The sequence below is a fragment of the Enterobacter cloacae complex sp. HYC074_NIDB genome, from assembly GCF_056673345.1.
This window is the reverse complement of sequence record NZ_CP114214.1, coordinates 3,837,369-3,862,829: the sequence shown is the minus strand read 5'-3', so window position 1 is coordinate 3,862,829 and position 25,461 is coordinate 3,837,369. Positions and strand designations below refer to the sequence as shown.

Sequence of the window (25,461 nt, the reverse complement as noted above, 5' to 3'; positions counted from 1 at the left end):
AAACCGGTTACGGTTTTTTCTTACCTGCGCCAAGCTCGGCACCGGTAAGCGGATCGGCGTTAGGGTCGGATTTCGTACGTGCGCACATCGCTTTGACCAGCGTTTCCTGCTCTGTCGTGAGCGTTACGCTTGCGCCGCCGTCACCGCCATCGACCGCTGGCTGAGGAGATTCCACGTAGTCGAAGTGCTTATCGCTGTTCCAGCTGCCGCGAACTTCTCCCCCCTCAGACATATTGTAGTACTTGTTGGTGTACTCTTCGATTGGTGGCAATTTACCCGGTGGGAAATTGTTACGGATCGACTGGAGCGCCTTCTCAAACGAGAGCTGGTGTGCTGCCTCACGCGTCATTAAAAACGCCAGCGCATCTTTAACACCCGGATCGTCCGTTACGTTAATAAGCCGTTCGTAGATAATTTTGGCGCGCGCCTCGGCCGCTATGTTAGAGCGCAGATCGGCGGTAGGTTCGCCAATGGTATCCACATATGCCGCCGTCCACGGTACGCCCCCGGAGTTGGTCAGTGGCGTACCGCCGCCGTAGAGCAGGGAGGTGATATGACTGTCGTTGCCGTTCTCGGTCATGGAGCGGTACAGTTCCGCTTCATTTTCAACGCCTTCCGCCAGTTCACCTTTCGCACCCTTATTCAGCATACCCACCAGGGTGCCGATAATTTCCAGGTGACTTAACTCCTCGGTCGCGATATCCATCAGCATATCTTTACGACCGGGATCGTCGTCGCTCAATCCTTGCGTAAAGTAACGACATGCCGCGGCAAGTTCGCCCTGTGGCCCGCCAAACTGCTCAAGCAGAAGATTGGCCAGGCCCGGATTCGGTTCGGCTACGCGTACCGTGTATTGCAGCTGTTTTACGTGTCGAAACATAGTTTCTCCCTCTTTCGTTATTTTTTCGCTTCAACACCGTCCGCATCGGAGCGCAGCAGGAACTGTTCCGTCGTCTGTGGAATATGCTGGAGCAGCCAGTCAGCCATCTGGCGCTCTTCTTCCAGAATGGACTCAATGGCAGGAATGGAGGCGGTATCGCCCGCTTGTTTGGCCGCAGCCAGCAGAGAGGTGTAGCAGGCAATTTCAAACTGCTCAAAAACGTAGCCGCTGATGGAACCTTTAACAATTTCGTCGGAAGGGAACATGCCGCCAATGGACTGGCCGAGCGCCGCCATTTTGCTCATGGAATCTTTTATGACCGAACGGGAAATATCATTACGGTCGAGAATTTCTTCCAGCACGGTAATTTGGTGTTTAGTCTCATTAACGTGTTGTTCAATTCTTGCACGTAAGTCGGGATAATTATCAATACGGCTGGCCATAGATTCCAGCATGGATTCGGCTTGCTTTTCCATCGCATGGGCATCGCGTAGCCAATCATGGTAGTGTTCTACATGATTCATAATTAACTCCTGTGATTTATTATCTGGTTAATTTTTGTTGCTGATGCTCATCAAATTAATATTTATCCTTTCTGGGCTTTTTGATTAATATTGCCGACAGCCAGATCGGTTAATTTGAGATCGGTTTCTTTTTCTTCTTCCAGCGTTTCGGCAAGAAGTTTAACGGCTTTTTTATAGCCTAATTGTTCAGCCAGGGTGGCCAGGGTGCCGTAGCTGGCAATCTCGTAATGCTCGACTTTTTGTGCTGCGGCAATTAATGCAGCGTCACGCACTTCATTTTTCTCAGTGCTCTCAATAACTTCGTTGGCTTCTTCAATTAAGCCTTCCATCGCAACGCATTTCATGCGCTTCAGTTTGAGGCCGGATTCCTGCTCAATAATCTGATCGATACGCTCGATTTGTCCCTGAGTCTCTTCGAGGTGGGCCGTGAACGCGGCACTCAGCTTCTCGCTGGATGCGGCGCGAGCTAACTTGCTTAGAGCGCGGGTCAGCTGCTTCTCAGCGCTGTAGGTGTCGGATAACAGGTGAATAAATACATCTTCAACAGTTTTCATATTCATATTTTCGCTCCAGTGAAATAAAGGGAAGGTACTGCGAGCCGACGGGCCCGCAGCATGCTCTCGGTATATTTATAAGAGCTTTAAATAAGATCAGGAGTTATCAGATTTACGGCCTCCGCCGTGACTGTTCTGGCCCCCTTTCTTACCCGCTTCAGATGCGCGTTGCGGATCGTTTTTGAAATTACCGCCGCTGTGCTGGCCGCCTTTACGTCCAGCTTCTGATGCCTTTTCACGGTCTTCAGCGAAATTACCGGAACCACCACGATGTTGCTCTGCCATATATCAACCCTCATGTTGCGTTTATGTCAGGAGATACGATAAGTAATTCGTATCAGTTGTCGTTCAGGAATTAACATTAGTCGTTATGTGAGAAGAGTCAAATTTCATGTCTGGGTTGTTTTGCGGTGATTTTGCAGGTGTTCAGGAAATACCGCTTCGTTACGAACTTTAAAAACGGACGGTAAATCCACTGGTTAGGGCGAAATAAATCTGGATGTTGGGCGTTCGCATAGCTAATAATCCTAATGTGAACGTGGCGTGAATTATTACAAGAGTTGACACAACGCAAAAATATATCGTCGCAACGGGTGCCTCTGTATTGGGAATAATCTTAAGTGCCTGGCGAAATAACGTGTTGAAAAGAGGGTGGCCAAACCTCGTTTTTGACGTGGTCAGGCGGATCGGCTGAGGGTATGCTTCTTTTGTCACCACAATAATTACAGAGGCAATATCATGGATCAGGAGCTACTGGATGCGGGGTACCGGGCCTACACCGGTGAGAAAATTGATGTTTACTTCAACACCGGGATCTGCAAACACTCGGGCAACTGCGTGCGCGGCAGCGCGGCGCTGTTCGACCTGAAGCGTAAACCATGGATCGCGCCGGATGAAGTAGATGCAGAAACGGTTGTGCGCGTAATTGATACCTGCCCGAGCGGTGCGCTGAAGTACCGCCAAAAATAAGTGAGGAACCATGGAAATTCTTGAAGGCCATAACAAGTTTTACGTCAACGACGCCGAAGGCAATCAGGTAGCGGAGATTGTCTTTGTCCCGACCGGCGAGCATCTGAGCATCATTGAGCACACCGATGTGGATCCAAGCCTGAAAGGGCAGGGTGTGGGTAAGCAGCTGGTGGCGAAGGTGGTAGAGAAGATGCGCGGGGAGAACCGTAAAATTATCCCGCTGTGTCCGTTTGCGAAGCATGAGTTTGATAATACGCGGGAGTATGACGATATTCGGGCGTAAAACAGATGCCCGGCATTGCGCCGGGCAGCATACTCAACCGACAAACATCACCGACACACACAGCACACCTACAATCAGCGTCAGCAGGTTACCGATGGAGCGGTACGGTTTTAACGACGGGATCAGGTACGTCGACAGCGTCGGCATGATGAACAGGATCATGGCGATAAGCGGACCGCTGATTGCGTAAATCATCGAGATCGCATTCGGGTTGATGCAGCAGACCGCAAAGGTAATCAGCGACACGCCGAGAATCGAAACCGCGCGGTTAAAAGCGCGACTTTTTTTCACACCCACCTGATTCAGAGACGATTTCACAATTTCCGTTGCACCTTCAATCACGCCAAAATAGGTGCCGAGGAACGATTTCGACATCGCAATAATCGCCACGATAATGCCGGAAATGCCCAGCCATGCCGGGGACGAAGGCATCATCGACAGCGCGGACAGGATCGTCACCCCTTCCTCTTTTGCCGCCACGATATACGACGGTGGAATCGAAAGCAGGCAGCTGAACACAAAGAACAGCACGCTGAGGCAGATGATCAGATACGCCACTTTCATGATTTTTTTGCATTTACCCATCGCCTCTTCACCGTATTTCTCGCGACGGTCCACGGCGAAAGTCGAGATGATCGGAGTATGGCTAAAAGCGAAAACCATCACCGGGATCGAAATCCACACCTGGTGCAACGTATGCTGGTCGAAGGCCATCTGGCTCGTCAGAAGCGACGGCTGCCAGCTGCCCGTCAGATACAGCGAGACAAACAGGAAATAGGCGATCAGCGGAAAGACAAGGAAACCCATCACCTTAATGGTGATGTGCCGCCCCATCAGGAAGATCAGATTCAAAATCAGCACCACGCCAAAACTCACCAGCATCCGCATGCCGGTATCCACCGTCATCCGTTTCGCCAGCTGTTCAGTGAGTGAGTTAGTTATCGCCACCGCATAAATCAGAACCACCACAAAGAAAGCCACAAAATAGAGCGTGGTGATCAGGTTGCCGATCTTTTTGCCGTAGTAATGGGAAACGGCACCGGTGATCCCTTCGTTGCCTTTCGTCTTCGACGACAGAATAAATTGCGCCAGCGCTTTATGCGGCCAGTAGGTTAAGGGATACGCCACAAGGGCGGTGATCAGCAGGACAATCGCGCCAGCAGAGCCGAGCTGAATGGGCAAGAACAGGGTTCCTGCGCCCACGGCAGTGCCGTAGAGGGCGAAACTCCAGAGAGTCTCTTCTTTTGACCAAATTTTCGACATTAGAGCAACGTATCAACTATAAAACGAACAAAAAGGAGTGCAATTTACCATAATTATGCGTTGAGGTCGCCGTTGCTTCGCAGGGGTGGGCCGGATCAGGTCTCCGGCCGGAAGGTTATTCGCTTGCCAGGGCGCTGCGTTGCTGGCGGCGCTTGATGATTTTCTCCCGCAGGGTGTCGTACGCCCAGTTGTAGAGCATGGTGTACGGCAGGAAGAACAGGAAGAAACCAATTTCCAGCGTAAAGGCCTGGAGCAGCGTCACGCCCAGCACGGCGGCAACGATGGTTACGCCAATCACAATAAAACCGCATTCAAAACCCAGCGCATGCAGGGCGCGCACTTTCGCCGTGCGCTTCACCCGCTGGACGGGCCAGAAACGGTCGAAGCCAAAGTTATAGATAATGTTCCAGAGCATTGCCGTGGTCGCCAGAATTATGGTGAGACCCCCCATTTCAACCACCGAGCGCTGCATTAGCCACGCGGCCGTCGGGGCGAGGATCGCCGTAGCAATGCCTTCAAAACAGACGGCATGGAAGATCCGCTCCGGCAATTTACGTTGGAGTGCATCCTGATGTTGCATATTTACCTCATATTGACGCCAGTATGGGCGTTGATGCGGTCTATTCTTATCGTTTAAGGTGATATATAAAAGATGGTATCCATCGATAAAGTAGATACATCATGCGTTATTCTCCCGAAGCACTGACCGCGTTTGTTGAAACTGTCGCCGCAGGTTCGTTTTCTGCTGCGGCACGGCGGCTGCGTAAAAGCCAGTCCACCATCAGCACCTCCATCGCCAACCTTGAAGCTGACCTTGGCTTTGAGCTGTTCGATCGCTCGGCGCGTCACCCGGTGTTGACCGCCCAGGGTGAACAGGTGCTGGGCTATGTCCAGTCGATACTCGCCGCCAGCGCGCGCCTGGATGAGCTGGCCGTATCCTTAACGGCGCAAACGGAGGCGCGTTTTACCTTTGTTCTCTCCGATACGCTTAACCCGGCCGTGCTGGAACAGATGATGAGCCAGTTCGACCAGCGTTTTCCGCACACGGAATTTGAGTGCCTGATTGGGGAAGAGGAGGACGTGATCGATCTGCTGCAAAAGGAGCGGGCGCAAATTGGCCTGACGGAAGCGCGCGACAGCTACCCGACCGATATTGGCGCGACCCGTCTGCCTATGCAGACAAGGATGGCTATTTACGTTTCTGCCGGACATCCTCTGGCAGGGCAACATGAGACGCAGGCGGACGAGCTGCATGGCTGGCGCGAGCTGCGGCTGAGTACCTATCTTGAACGGGAAGCGCCCCTTGCGCGCGGGCCGGTCTGGTCTGCGCCGAATTACCTGTTACTGCTGAGTATGGCGGTACAGGGCTTTGGCTGGTGCGCGTTACCCTGCGCGCTGGTCGACGAATTTGCCGCGTCGAAATCGCTGGTGCAGCTGAACGTGCCGGGCTGGCCGAGGTCGATTGCCATCGATCTGGTATGGAACAAACGAACCCCGCCCGGCGTCGCCGGAAGCTGGCTGCGCCAGTACTTGCAGGACGCACGATAATCCTGTGACTAAACTCACTAATTTTAAACATTTGCGTCAATTGTTGATAACAATCCTCTACTATCGTCATGTCATTTTGCACAGAGGTCGTGATGAAAGATGTCGTTATAGTGGGTGCGTTACGTACGGCTATCGGCTGTTTTCAGGGAGCGCTTGCGCGTCACTCTGCGGTTGATCTCGGCAGCGTGGTGGTAAGAGCGCTGGTGGAACGCAGCGGGATTGCCGCACATGAAATTGATGAGGTGATCCTTGGCCAGGTGCTGACCGCTGGCGCGGGACAAAACCCTGCGCGCCAGGCAGCGCTGAAGGGCGGCCTGCCCAATACAGTTTCGGCAATTACCATCAACGACGTCTGTGGTTCAGGTTTGAAAGCGCTCCATCTTGCGACGCAGGCCATCCAGTGCGGTGAAGCGGACGTGGTTATTGCCGGCGGGCAGGAGAATATGAGCCGCGCCCCGCACGTCCTGACCGACAGCCGGACCGGCGCGCAGCTCGGGAACAGTCAGCTGCTTGACAGTCTGGTTCACGACGGGCTGTGGGACGCCTTCAACGACTACCATATGGGCGTAACGGCGGAAAACCTGGCGCGGGAATACGGTATCAGCCGCGAGCTTCAGGATGCATATGCCCTCAGCTCACAACAAAAAGCGCGTGCAGCGATCGACTCCGGGCGTTTTCGCGATGAAATTGTCCCGGTCAGTACCCAGCGCCAGAACGGCGAAGCGCTCATCGTCGATACCGACGAGCAGCCGCGCACCGATGCCAGCGCAGAAGGGCTGGCAAAACTCGATCCGGCCTTTGAAACGCTCGGTTCTGTAACGGCAGGCAACGCCTCATCCATTAACGACGGTGCGGCGGCGGTGATGATGATGAGTGAAAGCAAAGCCCAGGAGCTGGCGCTGCCGGTGCTGGCGCGCATCAAAGCGTTTGCCAGCGTGGGTGTTGATCCTGCGTTAATGGGGATCGCCCCGGTCTATGCCACGCGCCGCTGCCTGGAGCGGGCGGGCTGGGAGCTGAGCGATGTGGATCTGATTGAGGTCAACGAAGCCTTTGCTGCACAGGCGATCTCGGTCGGGAAAATGCTGGAATGGGATCCGCTGCGGGTCAACGTCAACGGCGGTGCAATTGCGCTGGGTCATCCCATTGGCGCCTCCGGCTGCCGCATTCTGGTGTCGCTGGTCCACGAAATGAAAAAGCGTAACGCCCGAAAAGGGATCGCAACGCTCTGTATTGGCGGAGGGCAGGGGGTGGCCCTGGCTATCGAACGGTAGTTTCCCCTCTCTGTGCACAGAAAACCTCCCACGGGAGGTTTTTTTGTGTCCCCAGAATCCTTTTTTAACACTTCTGCGTTCTTTCTGAAGCCCGCAATAATTATTGCGCGGTTAATTATTTGCTTTGTGAAGTGCTTAATGTGATCTCCACCCTGAAATTTACGGTTAATGCCCTTTTTTTGTTGATGGGGTTCACGTCGATCTTTGCCAAAAAAAATGAAACAAATAATTTCGATCCTTGTCACTAAAATAACGGTGCATAAAAAATAAACTCAAGTTTCATAAAAACGAAACGTTATTTTAATTGAGGGTTTTTTCATGTTTAAGAAATCTCTGCTCCTTGCTTCCCTTATTAGTGCCTCTTTTGCGGCTAGCGCCGTTACCGTCGATCTGCGTCACGAATATATTGACAGCGGCTCGAATGCCGACCGTGTTGCCGTCTCGCACCGCTTTGATAATGGCTTTGGTTTTTCAGTCGAGGCGAAGTGGAAATCAGGCGGGGACAAGGCAGATCAGCCATTCGCGGATGTAGTGGGGAACGGTCACGAAGATCAGATTAGCTGGCGCTGGAAAGCGACAGACAATATCGCCCTGACCCCTGCGTTTACGATTGAAAGCACAGACAGTCGCACCATTTATAAACCGAATCTGCATGTGCAATATAGCTTCGATAATGGCTTCTACGTGGCTGCGCGTTACCGTTACGAATATACTCGCTACCCGTCAAGCTCAAATAAGGACGATGATAAAGTTAACCGTGGCGATGCGTGGGTCGGTTGGGTATTAGGTGACTGGCGTACCGAGCTGAACTATGTTTACGCGAAAAGTTCTGAAGGCGTGGCCCGAAATAATAATAAAGATTATTCCAACGAATATAACGCCAAGCTGGCCTACAAATGGGATAAAAACTGGGCACCGTATGTGGAGGTGGGGAACGTGGGGGTTAAAGACACGGACGAACGCCAGACCCGTTTCCGTTTAGGTGTGGCGTACTCCTTCTGATAATTCAGTTCCTTCGCTAAAAACCGCCGGGTGGCGCTAACGCTTACCCGGCCTACACATTCTTTCCAATCCATTTTTTCGTAGGCCGGGTAAGCGAAGCGCCACCCGGCAAAAAGCGCCGCGCAATCACCCAAAAAAAAGCCCTCCGAATCGGAGGGCAAGGCCAGTTACAGAAACACTAACTCATTCAGGCATGCAACATTTCAGGTTGCTCGGGGAGTTTCGCGATATAGAGGGCCGGTTTGCCGTCTTTATCGGAACTGTACAGCACCGCTTTTTCGTCCGGCGTGAAGGACGGATGCGGGTGGGTTACCTGGCGGCTGTTCGCCACCGTAGCCCATGAGGTGTCATGACGGGCGATGCGGTAATAAGCTTTCTTCGCCACGTCAAAGGCATACAGATAAGGATCGTTATCAATGGTGTAGCCGCCGGTGTCTTTCACGTCAACAGGCGTACCGGAACCGTCGCCAACCAGCATGCTGCCGTCAACGTTGCTCATCAGATGCGAACAGGCGGGCATGTTCATTACCGCTTCATTCACGCCGGTGTCCGGGTTGAAGCGGGAGATGGTACGCCCTTGCTGACCTTTCAGATAAGAGACGTAGATCAGCGCGGACCCGTCCGGCACCCAAAATTCATGTGTACAGCTTTCACCTTCCGCGTGCGTTTTCACTTTCCGCACGTTGCTGCCATCTTCGTTGACCAGCCACATGCGGGCGTCGACCAGGTCGTGCGGCCCTTCATGACAGAAGGCCACGGTATTGTCATCGAACGGGCGATAAATCGGATGTCCCAGCCAGATCTTCTCGTCATGAATGGTGGTGCTTTCACCCGTTTTCAGATCAACGCGCAGCAGGCGGCAGTGCGGCCCTTTGTGGAAGAAGTCGTGGAAAATTTTCCAGTCGTTGAGTGGCGTCCAGTCACATCTGGCAATCTCAATACCCACCAGTTTGGTGCAGTCGCTGTTCGCGACCCAGGTGCCGTAGCCGACCCACTCTTCCGGAACGCGGTACACTTCGCGCTCTGCCAGCGTCTGTAAATCCACCTCCAGCAGGGTGCGATCGTTCTTCACATAGTAGAGGGATTTATCGTCCGGAGAGAGGAACCCGCCAAAGGTATTATCGCCCGCGCCTTCGGTCAACTGTACCGCTTCGGCGTTTTTCAGATCCAACAGGTAATAGTTCCAGTGACCGTCGAACTCCCCGGCGAACAGCAGGTGGCTGCCATCGTTAAAGAAGCACTTCTGGTAAAAGTAGTTGCGATGACAGGTTACTTCCGGTGGGGTCAGGCGGGTGACTTCCACGCCTGTATCCGGATCGCGGCTGACCTCATAGTTCAGCTTGACCCGCATACCTTTAGCCATAATGCACTCCTTTGAACGCGTAATGTAGGTTGAAAACTAGGTGATAAATTATCAAAACGTTGTTTCATTATGTGTGACTGACAGCGCACTTTCTCATTTTCATTAACCAGATTGAGGGTCTTAAAGATTTATCGTGATCGAAACTCCATTTCTGGCATAAACAGGCAGAAAAAATGAAACGTTGTTTTAAATGCAATTGAAAACCCCGTTGTCAGGGGATAATATGTGTTCATCACGAAAACTGAACGTTGTTTCGTTATTTATCTTTGCCTTCGGGCACGATCAATTCTGGAGGTTTACGTGGACGTCAGACAAAGCATCCACAGTGCGCACGCTAAAATGCTGGATACTCAGGGGCTGCGCAGTGAGTTTTTAGTCGAGCAAGTGTTCGAAGCCGACAAGTACACCATGGTCTACAGCCATATTGACCGCATTATTGTGGGCGGGATTATGCCGGTGGCGAAAACCGTCTCCGTGGGCGGTGAAGTGGGCAAACAGCTGGGCGTGAGCTACTTCCTCGAACGCCGTGAACTGGGCGTGATTAACATCGGCGGGCCGGGCACCATTACCGTCGATGGCCAGTGCTACGAAATTGGTCACCGCGACGCGCTGTACGTCGGCAAAGGCGCGAAAGAGGTGGTGTTCGCCAGCATTGATGCCAGCAAACCGGCGAAGTTTTACTACAACTGCGCCCCGGCTCATACGACTTATCCAACCAAAAAAGTCACGCCAGCGGATGTTGCCCCGGTGACCCTTGGCGATAACCTCACCAGCAACCGTCGCACCATCAACAAATATTTTGTTCCGGATGTGCTGGAAACCTGCCAGCTCAGCATGGGGCTGACCGAGCTTGCGCCGGGCAACCTGTGGAACACCATGCCGTGCCATACCCACGAGCGCCGCATGGAAGTCTACTTCTATTTCAACATGGATGAAGACGCCTGCGTGTTCCACATGATGGGACAGCCGCAGGAGACGCGCCATATCGTTATGCACAACGAGCAGGCAGTCATTTCGCCGAGCTGGTCCATCCACTCTGGCGTGGGAACGAAAGCCTATACCTTTATCTGGGGGATGGTCGGTGAAAACCAGGTCTTTGATGACATGGACCACGTCGCTGTTAAGGATCTGCGCTAGTCGCAGGCAGTTAAGCATACATCTGCCTGTTGCTGACAGGCGCTGAACGATTAAGGAACAAACATGATTCTGGATGCATTTTCTCTGCAAGGTAAAGTGGCTGTGGTTTCCGGTTGTGACACCGGGCTGGGGCAGGGTATGGCGTTAGGTCTGGCGGAAGCGGGCTGCGATATCGTCGGGATTAACATCGTTGAGCCAACGGAAACCATCGAGCGCGTCACCGCGCTGGGCCGCCGTTTCCTGAGCCTGACCGCGGACCTGCGCAAAATCGATGCGATCCCTGAGCTGCTGGATCGCGCGGTGGCGGAGTTTGGGCATATCGATATTCTGGTCAACAACGCCGGCCTGATCCGTCGTGAAGACGCGATTAACTTCAGCGAAACGGACTGGGACGACGTGATGAATCTGAACATCAAGAGCGTGTTCTTTATGTCCCAGGCGGCTGCGAAGCACTTCATTGCTCAGGGGAAAGGTGGCAAGATCATTAATATTGCCTCCATGCTCTCTTTCCAGGGCGGCATCCGCGTGCCGTCTTACACCGCATCGAAGAGTGCCGTGATGGGCGTGACCCGCCTGCTGGCGAACGAGTGGGCGCAGCACAACATCAACGTCAACGCGATTGCGCCGGGCTACATGGCCACCAACAATACCCAGCAGCTGCGTGCGGATGAAGAGCGCAGCGCGGCAATCCTGGAGCGTATTCCAGCGGGTCGCTGGGGTCTGCCGAGCGATCTGATGGGCCCGGTTGTATTCCTGGCGTCCCCGGCTTCGGACTACATTAACGGCTACACCGTTGCCGTAGACGGCGGCTGGCTGGCACGTTAAGTCAGCCCGAATAAAGAACCTCTGCCCTCGGGTAGAGGTTTTTTTTGCGTCAAAATTGGCTTAATCCATATCCTTAAAGATGAAAAATCCATACTGAAAAGGAATAAATGACGGGTGTCACACATTTATTGCTTAAATATTAACTAATTAATCAAAAATAAGGTTAAACCATCCAGATTTGAAATTGTAATGTCCATCACAGATCGGTGTGTCGTAGCGAAATAATCCATATCTTCACCATTTCCGGCCTGACACTTTCTTCCGGTATCTCGTAATTTCACTTAACGAATTTCGCTGTTGAGGCAGGAAACAATGACATCTGTAAATGACTCTACCCTTATGCCCGCTGCGCTGCGCGATACCCGACGCATGAACCAGTTTGTTTCTGTTGCGGCCGCCGTAGCCGGTTTACTGTTTGGTCTGGATATCGGCGTTATCGCGGGCGCACTGCCCTTTATTACCGACCACTTTACGTTAAGCAACCGCCTGCAAGAGTGGGTGGTGAGCAGCATGATGCTGGGTGCGGCCATCGGCGCACTGTTTAACGGCTGGCTGTCGTTCCGTCTAGGGCGCAAATACAGCCTGATGGTCGGGGCGATCCTGTTTGTTGCTGGCTCTCTTGGTTCGGCGTTTGCCACCAACGTTGAAGTGTTGCTGCTTTCCCGCGTGCTGCTGGGCGTGGCGGTAGGTATCGCGTCCTACACCGCGCCGCTTTACCTCTCCGAAATGGCGAGCGAAAACGTGCGCGGGAAGATGATCAGCATGTACCAGCTGATGGTGACGCTCGGTATCGTGCTGGCGTTCCTGTCGGATACGTACTTCAGCTACAGCGGCAACTGGCGGGCAATGCTTGGCGTGCTGGCGCTGCCTGCGGTGCTGCTGATTGTGTTAGTCATTTTCCTGCCGAACAGCCCGCGCTGGCTGGCGCAAAAAGGGCGTCACGTGGAGGCGGAAGAGGTGCTGCGCATGCTGCGCGACACGTCCGAAAAAGCGCGTGAAGAGCTGAACGAAATCCGCGAAAGCCTGAAGCTGAAGCAGGGCGGCTGGTCCCTGTTTAAGGCGAACCGCAACGTGCGCCGCGCGGTGTTCCTCGGCATGCTGTTACAGGCGATGCAGCAGTTCACGGGGATGAACATCATCATGTATTATGCCCCACGCATCTTTAAAATGGCTGGTTTTACCACCACCGAACAGCAGATGATCGCCACGCTGGTGGTGGGGCTAACCTTTATGTTCGCCACCTTTATCGCGGTGTTCACCGTCGATAAGGCCGGACGTAAACCGGCCCTGAAAATTGGCTTTAGCGTAATGGCGCTCGGCACCTTGATCCTTGGTTACTGCCTGATGCAGTTCGATAACGGCACGGCGTCAAGCGGCCTCTCCTGGCTCTCCGTTGGCATGACCATGATGTGCATCGCCGGTTACGCGATGAGCGCCGCACCGGTGGTGTGGATCCTGTGCTCTGAAATTCAGCCGCTGAAATGCCGCGACTTTGGTATCACCTGTTCCACCACCACCAACTGGGTGTCGAATATGATCATTGGCGCGACCTTCCTGACGCTGCTGGATGCGATTGGCGCGGCAGGCACCTTCTGGCTCTATACGGTGCTGAACGTGGCGTTTATCGGCGTGACATTCTGGCTGATCCCGGAAACCAAAGGCGTGACCCTGGAGCATATTGAACGCAAGCTGATGAAAGGGGAGAAACTACGTAATATCGGCGTGTAATGTCATTGCCCGGTGGCGCTTCGCTTACCGGGCCTACGATACCGTGTAGGCCGGGTAAGCGAAGCGCCACCCGGCTTTGTTTTTACCGCATCGCACGTCTCAAAATACGCTCCGCCTGACGCTGGAAGTCAGCGGCCGTCTCTTCCACGGTTTTCTGCCCGTAGTCGATATACTGCAAAGAGGTACCGAACTGCGCCACAATCTGTGGGTCGTCAAAGTATGGCGAGACGGTGAGTTTCGCCGGCAACGACTGCGCCAGACGCAGGCCTGCCACGGAAGGATCGTCCTCTTTAATGGTGCCGTCTTCGGTCAAATACTGCACCGCCACTTTGCTCAGCGGCACGCCGCGCTCAAGACCCAGCGTATCGACCCCTTCTTTGCTGTTGAGCAGGAAGTTAATCAGCTTCGCTGCCGCCTCCGGGTTTTTGGTCGTCTTACCAATCGACAGCATCTGCGCCGGTTTGAAGAACAGACCTGCGTCGGTGGCGCCCGGCAGCATTGGGTAGTTGCCCAGCTCCAGTTTCGCCGGTGGCTTCAGGTTGTCGGAATATTTGTTGATGGTCGAGTTCCACATGTAGGTGCCGCCCCATTCACCCTGGATCCACGGCTTCATTTCATACATGTTGCTCTTACCGAACGAGGCATAGTATTTGGTGTCTGGCATGACGTGGCTGTCGATCAGCTTTTTGTAGGTCTGGAAAAACTCTACCCACTGTTCCTTTGTGTAGCTGAACTTTTTGGTTTTCTCATCCACCGCAGGAATGTTGTACTTCTGGATCATGTACGAATTCAGCAGCGCCAGCGTATCCTGATGCTCCAGGATCACCGGATAGTATTGCTTGCCGAGCTTGCTCTCGAAGGTTTTACCGGCCGCCATCAGCTCGTCCCAGGTTTTCGGGTACGCAATACCCGCTTTTTTCCAGGTTTCGTCATTGAAGTAGAACACGCGCGCCGTCACCGAGATCGGAATGCCGTTCAGCTTGCCGTCCACGGTGGTGGTTTGCAGCTCTTTGGGATCGAACTGCGACAGGTCAATCACGTCCTTCATCTTGTTCAGATCGTAGAAGCCGTCACCGGTTTTCGAGAAGATCGGCAGCCAGTTCCAGTTCGTCTGCATTACGTCCGGCTCGGTGCCGCCCGCAATCTGGGTGGTCAGACGGGAGAGGTGACCATCCCAGCCGGTGTATTCCGCTTTCACGTTGATGTCCGGGTTCTGCTTATGGAACTCTTCCAGCGCTTTCAGGGTGACCTGGTGACGGCCGTTGCCGCCCCACCAGGACATCCGTAAATCCACATTCTGCGCCATCGATGGCAAAGCGGTAAGACCCAGGGTCGCGGAGATTGCTGCGCTTAAAAGCACTTTTTTCATTTTTATCACTCCATCAGAGAGAGAGGTTCTGTTCAGTTTTTGCGTCAAAAATATGACACTTGTTCATCTCAAACGTGAAATACACCTTACGATGAAGCCCCTTATCAATCATTGGTTTAGCTTCATCGGACGGGATTCGGGCGGTCAGTTCGTAGTCCGCGACCTTCAGGTACACAAAGAATTCGTGGCCCATGTTCTCAACGCGCACCATCTCCCCGCTACAGCCGCCGTTCGGGAAGGGCTCATCAGAGAGCGACACAAATTCCGGACGCACGCCGTAGTAAATCTCCTGACCCGCGTAGGCCGCGACTTTCTCCTGCTTCTCCGCGTTCAGCGGCATGGTTTCATCGCCAATGGCGATGTGCAGCTGGCCCGCTTTTTCGACCAGCACGCTTTTGCGTATATTCATCTCCGGCGCGCCGATAAAGCCCGCCACGAACATGTTCCTCGGCCTGTGGTAGAGGTTGTCCGGCGTATCCACCTGCATGATATGGCCGAGCTTCATCACGCAGATGCGGTCGCCCATGGTCATCGCTTCGGTCTGGTCGTGTGTCACGTAAACGGTGGTCGCCGGTTTTCCGGATTTCTTCAGCTGCTTGTGCAGGTCGGAAATACGAATACGCATCGAAGCGCGCAGTTTGGCGTCGAGGTTTGAAAGCGGCTCATCGAACAGGAATACATCCGGTTTTTTCACAATCGCACGGCCTACCGCCACGCGCTGCGCCTGGCCGCCGGAAAGCTGGCGCGGCAGGCGGTCGAGCAGCTCTTCCAGTTCAAGAATTTTGGCAGCTTCATTCACCTGAGACTCAATCTGATCTTTCGGCAGTTTGCTCAGCTTGAGACCAAAGGCCAGATTCTCGCGCACCGTCATGTGCGGATAGAGGGCATAGTTCTGGAACACCATTGCAATACCGCGCTCTTTCGGCGCGAGGTTGTTCACGATCTTGTCGCCAATGCGCACCTCGCCGCCGCTGATGGTTTCGAGCCCCGCCAGCATGCGCAGTGTCGTGGATTTGGCGCAGCCGGATGGGCCGACGATCACCATGAATTCCCCTTCAGCAATTTTAAGATCGATAGCGTGTACCGCTTTAAAGCCGTTGGAGTAGACCTTTTCCAGCTTGTTGAAAATAACTTCAGCCATGGTATTTCCCTCTTAACCTTTAATTCCGCTGCTGGTGACGCCCTGTACGAAGTAGCGCTGTGCCAGGAAGAAGACAATGATGGATGGCAGAATGGAGATGCTCGCCATTGCCAGAATTTCGTTCCACGGCGCGCCTTCGGTGACATCGATGGACATTTTCAGCGCCAGTGCGATGGGGTATTTATCCACGCTGTAGACGTAAATCAGCGGCCCGATAAAGTCGTTCATGGACCACATGAACTGGAACAGGGCGACGGAGATAATGGCCGGTTTCAGGATCGGCACTACCACGTACCACAGCACCTGAATGGAGTTACAGCCGTCAATCTGCGCCGCCTCTTCCATGTCACGCGGGACGCCGCGCAGGAACTGGATCAGCATGAAGACGAAGAACCCCTGAGTGGCGAAGGCCAGCGGCAGGTACAGCGGCATATAGCTGTTGAGCATGCCCATTTCACGGAACATCAGGTACTGCGGGATCAGCAGCACGGTGCTGGGCAGCAGCATGGTGGTAATGAGCGTGGCGAACCAGAACTTCTTCCACGGGATCTCGAAGCGGGCAAAGCCGTACGCCACGATGGTGGAGGAGATAATGGTCAGGATCACTTTCGGGATCACATACTTAAAGGTGTTCAGCATGTAATGGCCGAAGTTGTACTCGGTGCCGGTTTTCCAGCCGTTTACGAAACCATCCCAGGTGGCGTGGGCAGGCCACAGGCTCAGTGTGGTGAAGATCTCGTGGTTCGGTTTGAACGACGCGGAGAACATCCACACCAGCGGGTAAAGCATCAGCAGGCCGACAACCAGCAGAATCACATAGCGAACGGAGGCGTTGATTTTCTCTCTGCGCAGCGTGCGGGCCACTTCGCGTTCGGCGACGCTTCTTGCCGTGGAGAGTTGTTGAATATCAGCCATTTTTGCCTCCTTTATCGGCGGAGTAGAACACCCAGTATTTCGACGACTTAAAGGCGATACCGGCGAACACGGCCACCACCAGGAACAGGATCCACGCCAGCGCCGCGCCATAGCCCATATCGAAATACTTAAAGGCGGTGTCGTAGATGTAGAGCGAGAACAGATAGGTCGAATAGGTTGGCCCGCCGCCGGTAATCACGTACGGCCCGGTAAATTCCTGGAACGCCTGCGTGGTCTGCATGATGAAGTTGAAGAAGATCACCGGCGTAATCAGTGGCACGGTCACCTTCATGAACATCTGCCATTTCGATGCGCCATCGATCATTGCCGCTTCATACTGGGACTGCGGTACGTTTTGCAGCGCGGCCAGGAAGATGACCATCGCGGAACCGAACTGCCAGACGCGCAGCAGGGTAACGGACATCAGCGCCAGCGACGGCTCGCCCAGCCAGTTCACCGGATCAAAGCCAAAAACGCCGATAAAGCTGTTCAGCAGGCCATCGATGGCAAATAAGGCGCGCCACAATACGGCAATGGCGACGGAGCTGCCGAGGATCGACGGAATATAGTAGGCCGTTCGGAAAAAGCCGATGCCGCGTAATTTAAAGTTCAGGACAAAGGCAATTCCTAATGCAAAGGCGAGCTTTAGCGGGATGGTTAAAAATACATAGGCAAAGGTCACGCCCATGGATTTCCAGAAGAGCGTGTCTTCGGTAAACATGTAGCGATAGTTTTCGATGCCGTTAAACACCGGCGGACTCATCAAATCGTAATCCGTAAAGCTGAGGAAAAACGATGAGACGAAGGGGAATGCCGTAAAGAGTATCAGCCCGATGATATAGGGTGATATCCATGCGAGCCCCAGCAGCTTGTTTTCATTCATACATACCTACCTGGCAATCAATGGTTTAATACGAAATCTGCTTTGTTACATTTTCCCAGGCCTGCGATGCGCGGCATGGGAGCTGAAATTCAGGGTGCAACGTCTGGCAACGGCAAAACCTACGTTTGTTTTTTAACGCTTTTTTGTCTTTCGTCGTGGTGTAAGCGCTTCGGGTTTCAAAAGAGCTGAACCGGTGTTCTTGGATACTAAAACATCGTTTTATTTTATATTATTGCGATTTATTTCTGCGTCATTCGCTTAATGGTGGAAATGTGATCAGCGTCGAAACGCTGTTTCAATATAGTGAGGGAGGTGGCATTTTTGACTTTCCACGGACGTTCGCCGCGGCCCATGAGGAAGAGATAATGAAGCAAAAGGGGAGCAGGAATAACAATAGTCACGCAGCGTGGCTAACTACCAGATCTGATAGCAGGTCTACAGATGTACCAATTCGTCATTCAGATAATTCTTACATTCTTGTATGATTTGTTACACCGGAACCAGTCAGGCAGAATTTCACTGCATCCTTAAAAGAAGAACAGTTATGTCAGCGATGGATTTCAAAAAACATACGGATCTCAATTTTCCTCACTATGCTCCCCCGGCGGTCAGCGCTAAAGAAATAGATCTTCTGGGTCTGCTGGACGTCCTGCTGGCAGCAAAAAAACGCATCATCACCATTGTCTTTGCATTTGCACTGGTCGGCCTGGCAATCGCCTTTCTGATACCGCAAAAATGGACCAGTAAAGCGGTCATTACGCCCGCGGAACAGACGCAGTGGAGTTCGCTGCGCCAGATGATGGTGGCGCTCCAGGTGCTTGATGTCGACGTGAAAATTACCCGTGCGGATGTGTTTAATCTGTTTATCAAAAAGTTTCAGTCCCAGTCTCTGCTTGAAGAGTACATGAAGAGCTCACCTTACGTGATGGCTCAGCTCGATGGCGCTGAGGTTGACCCGCTGGAGCTGCACCGCGCGGTGGTCAATATTGCCGAAAAGATGAAGGCTGTTGATAACACGCAGGAAAAAAATGCCGATAAAGCACCATACCTCTCCTGGACGTTAAGCTTCACAGCCCCAACGGCAGAGGATGCGCAGAAAGTGTTGAATGGTTACATTCAGTACATCTCCCGCATCGTCGAGCAGGAGACCATGCAAAACATTCGCGATCAGCTGATCCTGAGAACCAAAACGGTACAGCAGCAGCTGGAGTTGGATCGGGTCCGTCTGACCAATATCCACAATACCAACCTGCAACGCCTGAACTACTCGCTGGAAGTGGCGAACGCGGCTGGGATCAAAAAGCCGGTTTACAGCAATGGACAGGCGGTGAAAGACGATCCGGATTATTCCGTCGCACTCGGTGCTGACGGGATTGCGCAGAAATTGCAGATTGAAAAAAATCTCAAGGACGTTTCTGAGCTGAACGCCGATTTCCAGAACCGCGAATACTATCTGGCACAGCTGCAAAAACTCTCCTTCGAAGATGTGAGCCTGGAGCCGTTCAAATACCAGCTTTCACCTTCTATGCCGGTGAAAAAAGATGGCCCGGGCAAAGCCCTCATCGTGCTGCTGGCGTGTATTCTGGGTGGACTATTCGCCTGTGGCAGCGTGCTGCTGCGCGAGGCTATGAGCACCCGCAACCCGCTGCCGGAACAACTTCCTGAGCCGGTAACGGAATAACATCAAAAAAGGCGCTCAACTGAGCGCCTTTTTTTATTTCAGGAAATCTTCGCGTACCGGCGTAAAGGTATCCAGCAGGGTGCCGGGTTTCAGGCAAACGCAGCCGTGCATCACGTGCGGCGCTTTATAGAGGGTGTCGCCCGCGGTCACCACATGCTTCTCCTCGCCAATGGTGAACTCAAATTCCCCCGAGAGAACGTAGGTGAGTTGCTCATGCGGGTGGTTATGCATCGGGCCAATCGCGCCTTCCTCGAAATTCACTTCCACCGCCATCATCCTGCCGTCGTGCGCCAGAATACGACGCGTCACGCCGTTGCCCAGATCCTCAAGCGTGGTCTCTTTATGGAAAATAAACATATTTTCGCCCTGTTATGTAATGAAACATTGTTTCAATTAACTTATCTCACCCGCCGAGAAAAGGAAACGTTTAGCCAAATAACTGGAAAGGCGATCACAAGTTTGCTTCACTGGGTGAAACGCACAGGAGGAAAGATGAAAACGATCGGTCTGTTAGGGGGCATGAGCTGGGAATCAACGATCCCGTACTACCGCCTGATTAATGAAGGCGTTAAACAGCGTATGGGCGGTCTGCATTCGGCCAGCCTGCTGCTGCACAGTGTGGATTTCCATGAAATAGAAGCCTGCCAGTCGAGCGGGGAGTGGGACAAAGCGGGGCAGATACTGGCGGACGCCGCGCTCGGGCTGGAGCGTGCGGGCGCGCAGGGTATTCTGCTGTGTACCAACACCATGCATAAGGTGGCGTCGCACATTGAAGACCGCTGTTCGCTGCCGTTCTTACATATCGCGGATGCCACCGGGCGTGCCATACGTACCGCCGGCATGACGCGCGTGGCGCTGCTGGGGACGCGCTACACCATGGAACAGGATTTTTACCGCGGGCGGCTGAGCAGCCAGTTCGGGATTGAAAGCCTGATCCCGGAGGAGGCTGACCGGGCGCGCATTAACCAGATTATTTTTGATGAGCTGTGTCTGGGCACCTTCAGCGAAGCTTCGCGCGCCTGGTACGTCAGCGTGATAGAGAAACTGGCGCAGCAGGGAGCGGAAGGGGTCATCTTCGGCTGTACCGAAATCGGTCTGCTGGTGCCGGCAGACCGAAGCCCGATACCGGTCTTCGATACCGCCGCCATCCATGCCGCGGATGCGGTGGAGTTTATGCTGTCATAAAGGTTTTTGCAGGTCAGGTAAGCGAAGCGCCACCTGACGCGCGTGCGCAATCAGATGTTCACTAAAGGCATCAACCAGCGCTGAGGCGGGCCGGTGCAGCGGGCGGATCAGGCTCACGGTAAAGGGAACGGAAACGCTAAAACGGCGCAGAACCACGCCGCTGCTGGCGTAGTCCATGGCCGTGAGCGGGTTCACCACCGAAATACCCACGCCCGCGCGCACCATCGCGCAAATTGACGCCGCACTGTGCGTTTCCATCACCATCCGCCGCTTCACCTGATGTTCGGCAAACAGGCCATCCAGAAGCTGCCGGTAGCTGTCGGTCTGCGACAGGCTGATATAGTTCTCACCGTGAAAATCCGCCGGTGTCAGCACCGTTTTGTGGGCAAGCGGGTGGCTGGCAGGCAGCACGCAGACCTCATCCAGCGACAGCAGCTCCGTGCGTTCCGTTCCCGCTGGCGTGACGAGGGTTTCGGTCAGACCCATATCGTGGCGCTGGGCCGAAAGCCACTCCTCCAGCAGCGGCGACTCCTGCGGCACGATGGTCAGGCTGACCTCCGGATAGCGGGCCAGAAACGGCTGTAACAGTACCGGCAGGAATGACTGGGAAAAGACCGGCAGGCAGACGATGGACAGTTCGCCCTGGCGGAACTCCCTCAGGCTCTCTGCCGCGCTCACGATCCTGTCCAGCCCGTACCAGGAGCGCTGAACCTCCTCAAACAGACGTAAACCCTGCACCGTTGGATGCAGCCTGCCGCGGGTGCGTTCAAACAGCTTCAGCCCCAGCACTTTCTCAAAACGCGCCAGCTCGCGGCTGACCGTCGGCTGCGAGGTGTGCAGCATGTGCGCGGCTTCAGTGAGATTGCCGGTGGTCATCACCGCATGAAAAATCTCGATATGGCGTAGGTTAACGGCGGGCATAGGGCACCTGATGGCTGAGCGTGTTCCATATCATTTTTGCATAGACTCACGATAAAACGATATTTTTTATTCTCTTCAGGCTATGGCGTAATGATAAAAAACAGATTTCCGGAGACGACCATGCCACGCCCGCTCAACCAGACCGAAACCGATTTAAACGCCGATAACCTGCTGCGCCTGCCTGCCGAATTCGGCTGTCCGGTGTGGGTTTACGATGCGCAGATTGTCCGCGAGAAGATCGCCGCGCTGCATCAGTTTGACGTGGTGCGTTTTGCGCAGAAGGCCTGCTCCAATATTCATATTCTGCGCCTGATGCGCGAGCAGGGCGTGAAGGTTGACTCCGTATCGCTGGGTGAGATCGAACGTGCGCTGGCGGCCGGGTTTGATCCGAAAGCCGACAGCGACGCGATCGTCTTCACCGCTGACCTGATAGACGACGCCACGCTGGCGCGCGTGCACGAGCTGCAAATCCCGGTCAATGCTGGTTCGGTGGATATGCTGGAACAGCTTGGGCAGGTCTCTCCTGGCCATCGCGTCTGGCTGCGCGTCAACCCGGGCTTTGGTCACGGCCACAGTCAGAAAACCAACACCGGGGGCGAAAACAGTAAACACGGGATCTGGTATGCCGATATGCCTGCGGCGCTGGAGGTTTTACAACGCTACAACCTCAAGCTGGTGGGCATTCACATGCATATCGGGTCCGGCGTGGATTATGGCCATCTTGAGCAGGTCTGTGGCGCAATGGTGCGTCAGGTTATCGATTTTGGTCAGGATCTGGAGGCGATCTCCGCCGGGGGAGGGCTTTCGATCCCTTACCGCGAAGGAGAAGAGGCGATCGACACGGATCACTATTACGGCCTGTGGAGCGCCGCGCGTGACAGGATCGCTGCCCATCTGGGCCATGCGGTGAAGCTGGAGATTGAGCCGGGTCGTTTCCTGGTCGCCGAAGCTGGCGTGCTGGTGGCGCAGGTGCGGAGCGTGAAGGAGATGGGAAGCCGTCACTTTGTGCTGATTGATGCTGGCTTCAACGACCTGATGCGCCCGTCCATGTACGGCAGCTATCATCACATTACCGCGCTTGCCGCCGATGGCCGCGATCTGGTCAACGCGCCGCGCATCGAGACCGTTGTTGCCGGCCCGCTGTGTGAATCCGGTGACGTCTTTACTCAGCAGGAAGGCGGGAAAGTCGAAACCCGTTCGCTGCCAGAGGTAAAACCGGGAGATTATCTGGTGCTGCATGATACCGGTGCGTACGGGGCGTCTATGTCTTCCAACTACAATAGCCGCCCGCTGCTGCCGGAAGTGCTGTTTGATAACGGCGTGGCGCGGCTGATTCGCCGTCGCCAGACCATTCAGGAGCTGCTGGCGTTAGAGCTGGTCTGATAAAACCACGGCCCTGTTGTCACCGAATCGCGTAAAACCAGCGTGCCGGTGAACGGCGGGATCGCTTCAACCGGCTGGTTTTTTGCCAGCCGGATCGCCTGGTCGATTGCCGTGACGATCATGTTGTCGATCGGCAAATATACCGACGACAGGGCAGGCTCCAGCCACTTTGCGCTGGGGGCATCGTCAAAACCAAACAGCGAAATATCCTGCGGGATCTTCAGCCCGGCCTGGTGTAATGCTTTGGAGGCGCCCAGGGCCATATCATCATTACAGGCAAACAGGGCGCTGAACGATGTCTTTTCCGCAATCAGCTCCTTGCACAGCTCGTAACCCCGCGTCATGCCTGCATCGCCGTATTTAATCCGCCGCTCGTCGAGACGAATACCGTGCTTCTCCAGCGCCTTACGGTAGCCCATCAGCCGCGCTTTACCCGTTGGGGTGTGGATCGGGACGGTGATACAGGCGATCTCCCGATGACCCTGGCTTATCAGGTAATCCACCGCTTTGAAGGCCGCGTCCTGCTGTTCAAAGAAGACGCAGCGATCCGCCGCCTGGCTCACTTCACGGTTAATGATCACCAGCGGCGTCTGCACGCGGTTGATCAGCTTCAGGATCGTCTTTTCGCTCATGTATCGCGTGTACAGCACGATGGCGTCGCACTTGCGGTCGGCGAGCATCTGCACCGCCTGTTCTTCCTGTTCAGGGGCGTCGTGACCGTCGGTGACAATCAGCTGTTTTCCGTGCTTTTCGGTCTGCCGTGACGCCTGCTGTAGCAAACGACCAAAGTAAAAACCGTCGAACGTCGAGACGACAAGACCAATGCTGTTGCTGGTCTGGTTAGCCAGCGAACGCGCGAGAAAGTTCGGACGATAGCCCAGCTCCTCCATCGCGCGAAATACCTGCTGACGCGTGCTCTCTTTAACCTGACCTGTGCCGTTCAGCACGCGCGAAACGGTGGCCTTCGACACGCCCGCACGCAGTGAGACATCCAGCATTGTTGCCATTCGAAATTCCTGTTTCCACGTAATGGTTTGCAGTTTAACACAGACCATCCGGCGCATAAGCGACGTGGGAAGGGCAAAACCCCATAACGATCACGCTTTTCGGTAACGATCCTCGCCAGCGGGATAAATGCCTGTCATTGGCATGCCAAAATGGTGATAAATCGCAATCTGGAATACCTCTTACCTCATTGAGAGCTTAATCACAGAACAAAGCGCCTGTGGGCGCTATTTTTGGCATACCAATAGTATCCGGCTGTCCATCTTATTCAATAAAAGCCCTTTTACTGAGGTATTACCCTATGGCATTTCAGGAAAAACTGATCGACGCTCTGGGCAGTTTTGCCACCACCTTCAACAGCTATCGCTATATCCAGGCGATCAAGTCTGCGTTTATTACCTTAATGCCGGTCATCATTGTGGGGGCGTTCTCGGTACTGATCTCCAATATGGTGCTGGATCCGAAAAACGGCCTGGCGAGCTTTCAGTCGCTGTCGTTTCTGGCGGCGTTAAAGCCGATCACCAGCGCGCTCAACTATGCCACGCTTAACTTTCTCAACATCGGTGCGGTGTTTTTAATCGGCATTGAGCTGGGGCGTATTAACGGCATTAAGTCCCTGTTCCCCGGCCTGCTGGCGGTGATCTGCTTTATCTGCGTGACGCCAACCACGGTGGAAATGCTGGTGGACGGCGAGATGCACGTGGTGAAAGACGTGCTGCTGCGCCAGTTCTCCGATACCCGCAGCCTGTTCCTCGGCATGTTTATCGCCATCCTGTCAGTGGAGATTTACTGCTGGCTGGAAAACCGCAAGGGGCTGAAAATCAGGATGCCGGACACGGTGCCGCCGAACGTCGCCGCGTCGTTCTCTGCGCTGATCCCGGCCATTATCACCACCACCGCCATCGCCACCTTTGGCTTCGTGTTTCATCAGATTACCGGCATGTATCTCTACGACGCGGTTTACCAGGTGGTGCAACAGCCGCTGGAGCGCGTGGTGCAAAGCCTGCCGGGGATCCTGCTGCTGATGTTTGTCGCCCAGCTGTTCTGGGTGATTGGTATTCACGGCAACCAGATGATCAAGCCGATCCGCGAGCCGCTGTTGCTGGGGGCAATCACCGTTAACATGAGCGCGTTCGAGCAGGGCAAAGAGGTGCCAAACATCATCACCATGCCGTTCTGGGACGTCTATATGAGCATCGGCGGCTCCGGCCTGACCATCGGCCTGCTGATCGCCGTCATGATTGCCACCAAACGTAAAGAGATGAAGGAGATCGCTAAGCTCTCCATCGGCCCGGGTATTTTTAATATCAACGAGCCGGTGATCTTCGGGATGCCAATCATGCTCAACCCGATCCTGGCTATCCCGTTCATCATCACGCCGCTGGTGACGGGCTCGATTGGCTACTTTGCCACCGTGACCGGATTTGCCGGGAAAGCCGTGGTGATGGTGCCCTGGACCACGCCGCCGCTGATCAACGCCTGGCTGTCAACCGCGGGCTCCATGGGGGCGGTGATCACCCAGTTTATCTGCATCGTGACCGCGGTGATTATCTATCTGCCGTTTGTGAAAATTGCCTCACGCCGCGCAGAGCAGGCCGCGCTGCAACAAGCCACCGATAACGCATGAGGAC

26 protein-coding genes are annotated in these 25,461 nt (G+C 54.2%); 12 read left to right on the top strand and 14 right to left on the bottom strand.

The genetic code is table 11. From position 1 onward, the window contains the following. Positions 1-7: 7 nt before the first annotated feature. The 4 genes from O1724_RS18770 to O1724_RS18755 form a co-directional block, all read right to left on the bottom strand. Positions 8-880 (bottom strand): manganese catalase family protein, encoded by an 873-nt coding sequence (locus O1724_RS18770; RefSeq protein ID WP_032610071.1) that lies wholly within the window; start codon positions 878-880, stop codon positions 8-10. A 17-nt stretch (positions 881-897) separates the two neighbouring features. Then, a complete protein-coding gene (locus O1724_RS18765) occupies positions 898-1,404 on the bottom strand; it encodes a ferritin-like domain-containing protein (RefSeq protein ID WP_003862853.1) in 507 nt (168 codons plus the stop codon). 62 nt (positions 1,405-1,466) lie between these two features. Further along, complete coding sequence (locus O1724_RS18760; RefSeq protein WP_003862851.1) at positions 1,467-1,964, bottom strand: YciE/YciF ferroxidase family protein; 498 nt, start codon at positions 1,962-1,964, stop codon at positions 1,467-1,469. A 90-nt stretch (positions 1,965-2,054) separates the two neighbouring features. After that, positions 2,055-2,243 carry a con-10 family general stress protein gene (locus O1724_RS18755; protein ID WP_022651794.1) on the bottom strand — a complete coding sequence of 63 codons (189 nt, stop codon included), beginning with the start codon at positions 2,241-2,243 and terminating at the stop codon, positions 2,055-2,057. A 453-nt stretch (positions 2,244-2,696) separates the two neighbouring features. Between O1724_RS18755 and yjdI the strand changes: the two genes are divergently transcribed. Together yjdI and O1724_RS18745 are read left to right on the top strand one after the other, a co-directional pair. After that, positions 2,697-2,927, top strand: a complete 231-nt coding sequence (gene yjdI / locus O1724_RS18750) for a 4Fe-4S mono-cluster protein YjdI (protein ID WP_003862849.1) — start codon at positions 2,697-2,699, stop codon at positions 2,925-2,927. 10 nt (positions 2,928-2,937) lie between these two features. Continuing rightward, the gene (locus O1724_RS18745; protein WP_003862848.1) at positions 2,938-3,210 is read left to right on the top strand and encodes a GNAT family N-acetyltransferase; all 273 of its coding nucleotides are present in this window, start codon (positions 2,938-2,940) and stop codon (positions 3,208-3,210) included. Positions 3,211-3,243: 33 nt separating this feature from the next. Here O1724_RS18745 and O1724_RS18740 read toward each other — a convergent pair whose 3' ends face one another. Together O1724_RS18740 and O1724_RS18735 are read right to left on the bottom strand one after the other, a co-directional pair. Next, the gene (locus O1724_RS18740; RefSeq protein ID WP_003862847.1) at positions 3,244-4,473 is read right to left on the bottom strand and encodes an amino acid permease; all 1,230 of its coding nucleotides are present in this window, start codon (positions 4,471-4,473) and stop codon (positions 3,244-3,246) included. Positions 4,474-4,588: 115 nt separating this feature from the next. Continuing rightward, entirely contained in the window at positions 4,589-5,053 is a 465-nt protein-coding gene (locus O1724_RS18735; RefSeq protein ID WP_463726419.1) for a multidrug/biocide efflux PACE transporter, read from the bottom strand. A gap of 101 nt (positions 5,054-5,154) precedes the next feature. Between O1724_RS18735 and O1724_RS18730 the strand changes: the two genes are divergently transcribed. From O1724_RS18730 to O1724_RS18720, 3 genes are all read left to right on the top strand, one after another. Continuing rightward, on the top strand, positions 5,155-6,021 hold the full coding sequence (locus O1724_RS18730) for a LysR family transcriptional regulator (RefSeq protein ID WP_003862845.1): 867 nt from the start codon (positions 5,155-5,157) through the stop codon (positions 6,019-6,021). Positions 6,022-6,113: 92 nt separating this feature from the next. After that, positions 6,114-7,292 (top strand): acetyl-CoA C-acetyltransferase, encoded by a 1,179-nt coding sequence (locus O1724_RS18725; RefSeq protein ID WP_003862843.1) that lies wholly within the window; start codon positions 6,114-6,116, stop codon positions 7,290-7,292. 318 nt (positions 7,293-7,610) lie between these two features. After that, a complete protein-coding gene (locus tag O1724_RS18720) occupies positions 7,611-8,294 on the top strand; it encodes an oligogalacturonate-specific porin KdgM family protein (RefSeq protein ID WP_003862842.1) in 684 nt (227 codons plus the stop codon). A gap of 187 nt (positions 8,295-8,481) precedes the next feature. Here the strand turns inward: O1724_RS18720 and O1724_RS18715 are convergent, their stop codons facing one another. Next, on the bottom strand, positions 8,482-9,657 hold the full coding sequence (locus O1724_RS18715; protein ID WP_003862840.1) for an oligogalacturonate lyase family protein: 1,176 nt from the start codon (positions 9,655-9,657) through the stop codon (positions 8,482-8,484). A gap of 300 nt (positions 9,658-9,957) precedes the next feature. Between O1724_RS18715 and kduI the strand changes: the two genes are divergently transcribed. The 3 genes from kduI (at position 9,958) to araE (ending at position 13,347) form a co-directional block, all read left to right on the top strand. Continuing rightward, positions 9,958-10,794, top strand: a complete 837-nt coding sequence (gene kduI / locus O1724_RS18710; protein ID WP_003862837.1) for a 5-dehydro-4-deoxy-D-glucuronate isomerase — start codon at positions 9,958-9,960, stop codon at positions 10,792-10,794. A gap of 63 nt (positions 10,795-10,857) precedes the next feature. Next, positions 10,858-11,619, top strand: a complete 762-nt coding sequence (gene kduD / locus O1724_RS18705; protein ID WP_003862835.1) for a 2-dehydro-3-deoxy-D-gluconate 5-dehydrogenase KduD — start codon at positions 10,858-10,860, stop codon at positions 11,617-11,619. A gap of 312 nt (positions 11,620-11,931) precedes the next feature. Beyond that, positions 11,932-13,347 (top strand): arabinose-proton symporter AraE, encoded by a 1,416-nt coding sequence (araE, locus tag O1724_RS18700; RefSeq protein WP_003862834.1) that lies wholly within the window; start codon positions 11,932-11,934, stop codon positions 13,345-13,347. An 82-nt stretch (positions 13,348-13,429) separates the two neighbouring features. Here araE and O1724_RS18695 read toward each other — a convergent pair whose 3' ends face one another. Genes O1724_RS18695 through O1724_RS18680 form a run of 4 tightly spaced genes read right to left on the bottom strand, consistent with a single transcriptional unit; the run spans position 13,430 to position 17,655 of the window. Further along, positions 13,430-14,716 (bottom strand): ABC transporter substrate-binding protein, encoded by a 1,287-nt coding sequence (locus O1724_RS18695; RefSeq protein ID WP_003862832.1) that lies wholly within the window; start codon positions 14,714-14,716, stop codon positions 13,430-13,432. Between the two features lie 13 nt (positions 14,717-14,729). After that, positions 14,730-15,857 (bottom strand): ABC transporter ATP-binding protein, encoded by a 1,128-nt coding sequence (locus O1724_RS18690; RefSeq protein WP_003862829.1) that lies wholly within the window; start codon positions 15,855-15,857, stop codon positions 14,730-14,732. A 12-nt stretch (positions 15,858-15,869) separates the two neighbouring features. Next, positions 15,870-16,772, bottom strand: a complete 903-nt coding sequence (locus tag O1724_RS18685) for a carbohydrate ABC transporter permease (protein ID WP_003862827.1) — start codon at positions 16,770-16,772, stop codon at positions 15,870-15,872. Continuing rightward, the gene (locus O1724_RS18680) at positions 16,765-17,655 is read right to left on the bottom strand and encodes a carbohydrate ABC transporter permease (protein ID WP_003862825.1); all 891 of its coding nucleotides are present in this window, start codon (positions 17,653-17,655) and stop codon (positions 16,765-16,767) included. Before O1724_RS18680 ends, O1724_RS18685 begins: the two co-directional genes overlap by 8 nt. A 544-nt stretch (positions 17,656-18,199) precedes the next feature. On the opposite strand from O1724_RS18680, the gene wzz(fepE) reads away from it, so the two are divergent. Beyond that, a complete protein-coding gene (wzz(fepE), locus tag O1724_RS18675) occupies positions 18,200-19,336 on the top strand; it encodes an LPS O-antigen length regulator Wzz(fepE) (RefSeq protein ID WP_023314779.1) in 1,137 nt (378 codons plus the stop codon). Between the two features lie 33 nt (positions 19,337-19,369). Here wzz(fepE) and O1724_RS18670 read toward each other — a convergent pair whose 3' ends face one another. After that, on the bottom strand, positions 19,370-19,693 hold the full coding sequence (locus tag O1724_RS18670; RefSeq protein ID WP_003862821.1) for a cupin domain-containing protein: 324 nt from the start codon (positions 19,691-19,693) through the stop codon (positions 19,370-19,372). A gap of 135 nt (positions 19,694-19,828) precedes the next feature. Here O1724_RS18670 and O1724_RS18665 point away from each other — a divergent pair, with 135 nt between their 5' ends. Next, positions 19,829-20,521: an aspartate/glutamate racemase gene (locus O1724_RS18665; RefSeq protein ID WP_023323698.1), complete on the top strand. Its 693-nt coding sequence runs from the start codon at positions 19,829-19,831 to the stop codon at positions 20,519-20,521. On the opposite strand, the gene O1724_RS18660 is transcribed toward O1724_RS18665, so the two are convergent. Beyond that, positions 20,516-21,442, bottom strand: coding sequence for a LysR family transcriptional regulator (locus O1724_RS18660; RefSeq protein WP_023323697.1), 927 nt, complete (start codon positions 21,440-21,442; stop codon positions 20,516-20,518). The genes O1724_RS18665 and O1724_RS18660 overlap by 6 nt on opposite strands. A gap of 120 nt (positions 21,443-21,562) precedes the next feature. Here O1724_RS18660 and lysA point away from each other — a divergent pair, with 120 nt between their 5' ends. Next, complete coding sequence (gene lysA, locus O1724_RS18655) at positions 21,563-22,825, top strand: diaminopimelate decarboxylase (protein WP_003862815.1); 1,263 nt, start codon at positions 21,563-21,565, stop codon at positions 22,823-22,825. On the opposite strand, the gene O1724_RS18650 is transcribed toward lysA, so the two are convergent. Further along, positions 22,795-23,832 carry a LacI family DNA-binding transcriptional regulator gene (locus O1724_RS18650; RefSeq protein ID WP_126296844.1) on the bottom strand — a complete coding sequence of 346 codons (1,038 nt, stop codon included), beginning with the start codon at positions 23,830-23,832 and terminating at the stop codon, positions 22,795-22,797. The genes lysA and O1724_RS18650 overlap by 31 nt on opposite strands. Positions 23,833-24,131: 299 nt before the next feature. Between O1724_RS18650 and O1724_RS18645 the strand changes: the two genes are divergently transcribed. Further along, positions 24,132-25,457: a PTS sugar transporter subunit IIC gene (locus O1724_RS18645; protein ID WP_003862812.1), complete on the top strand. Its 1,326-nt coding sequence runs from the start codon at positions 24,132-24,134 to the stop codon at positions 25,455-25,457. Positions 25,458-25,461: the final 4 nt, after the last annotated feature.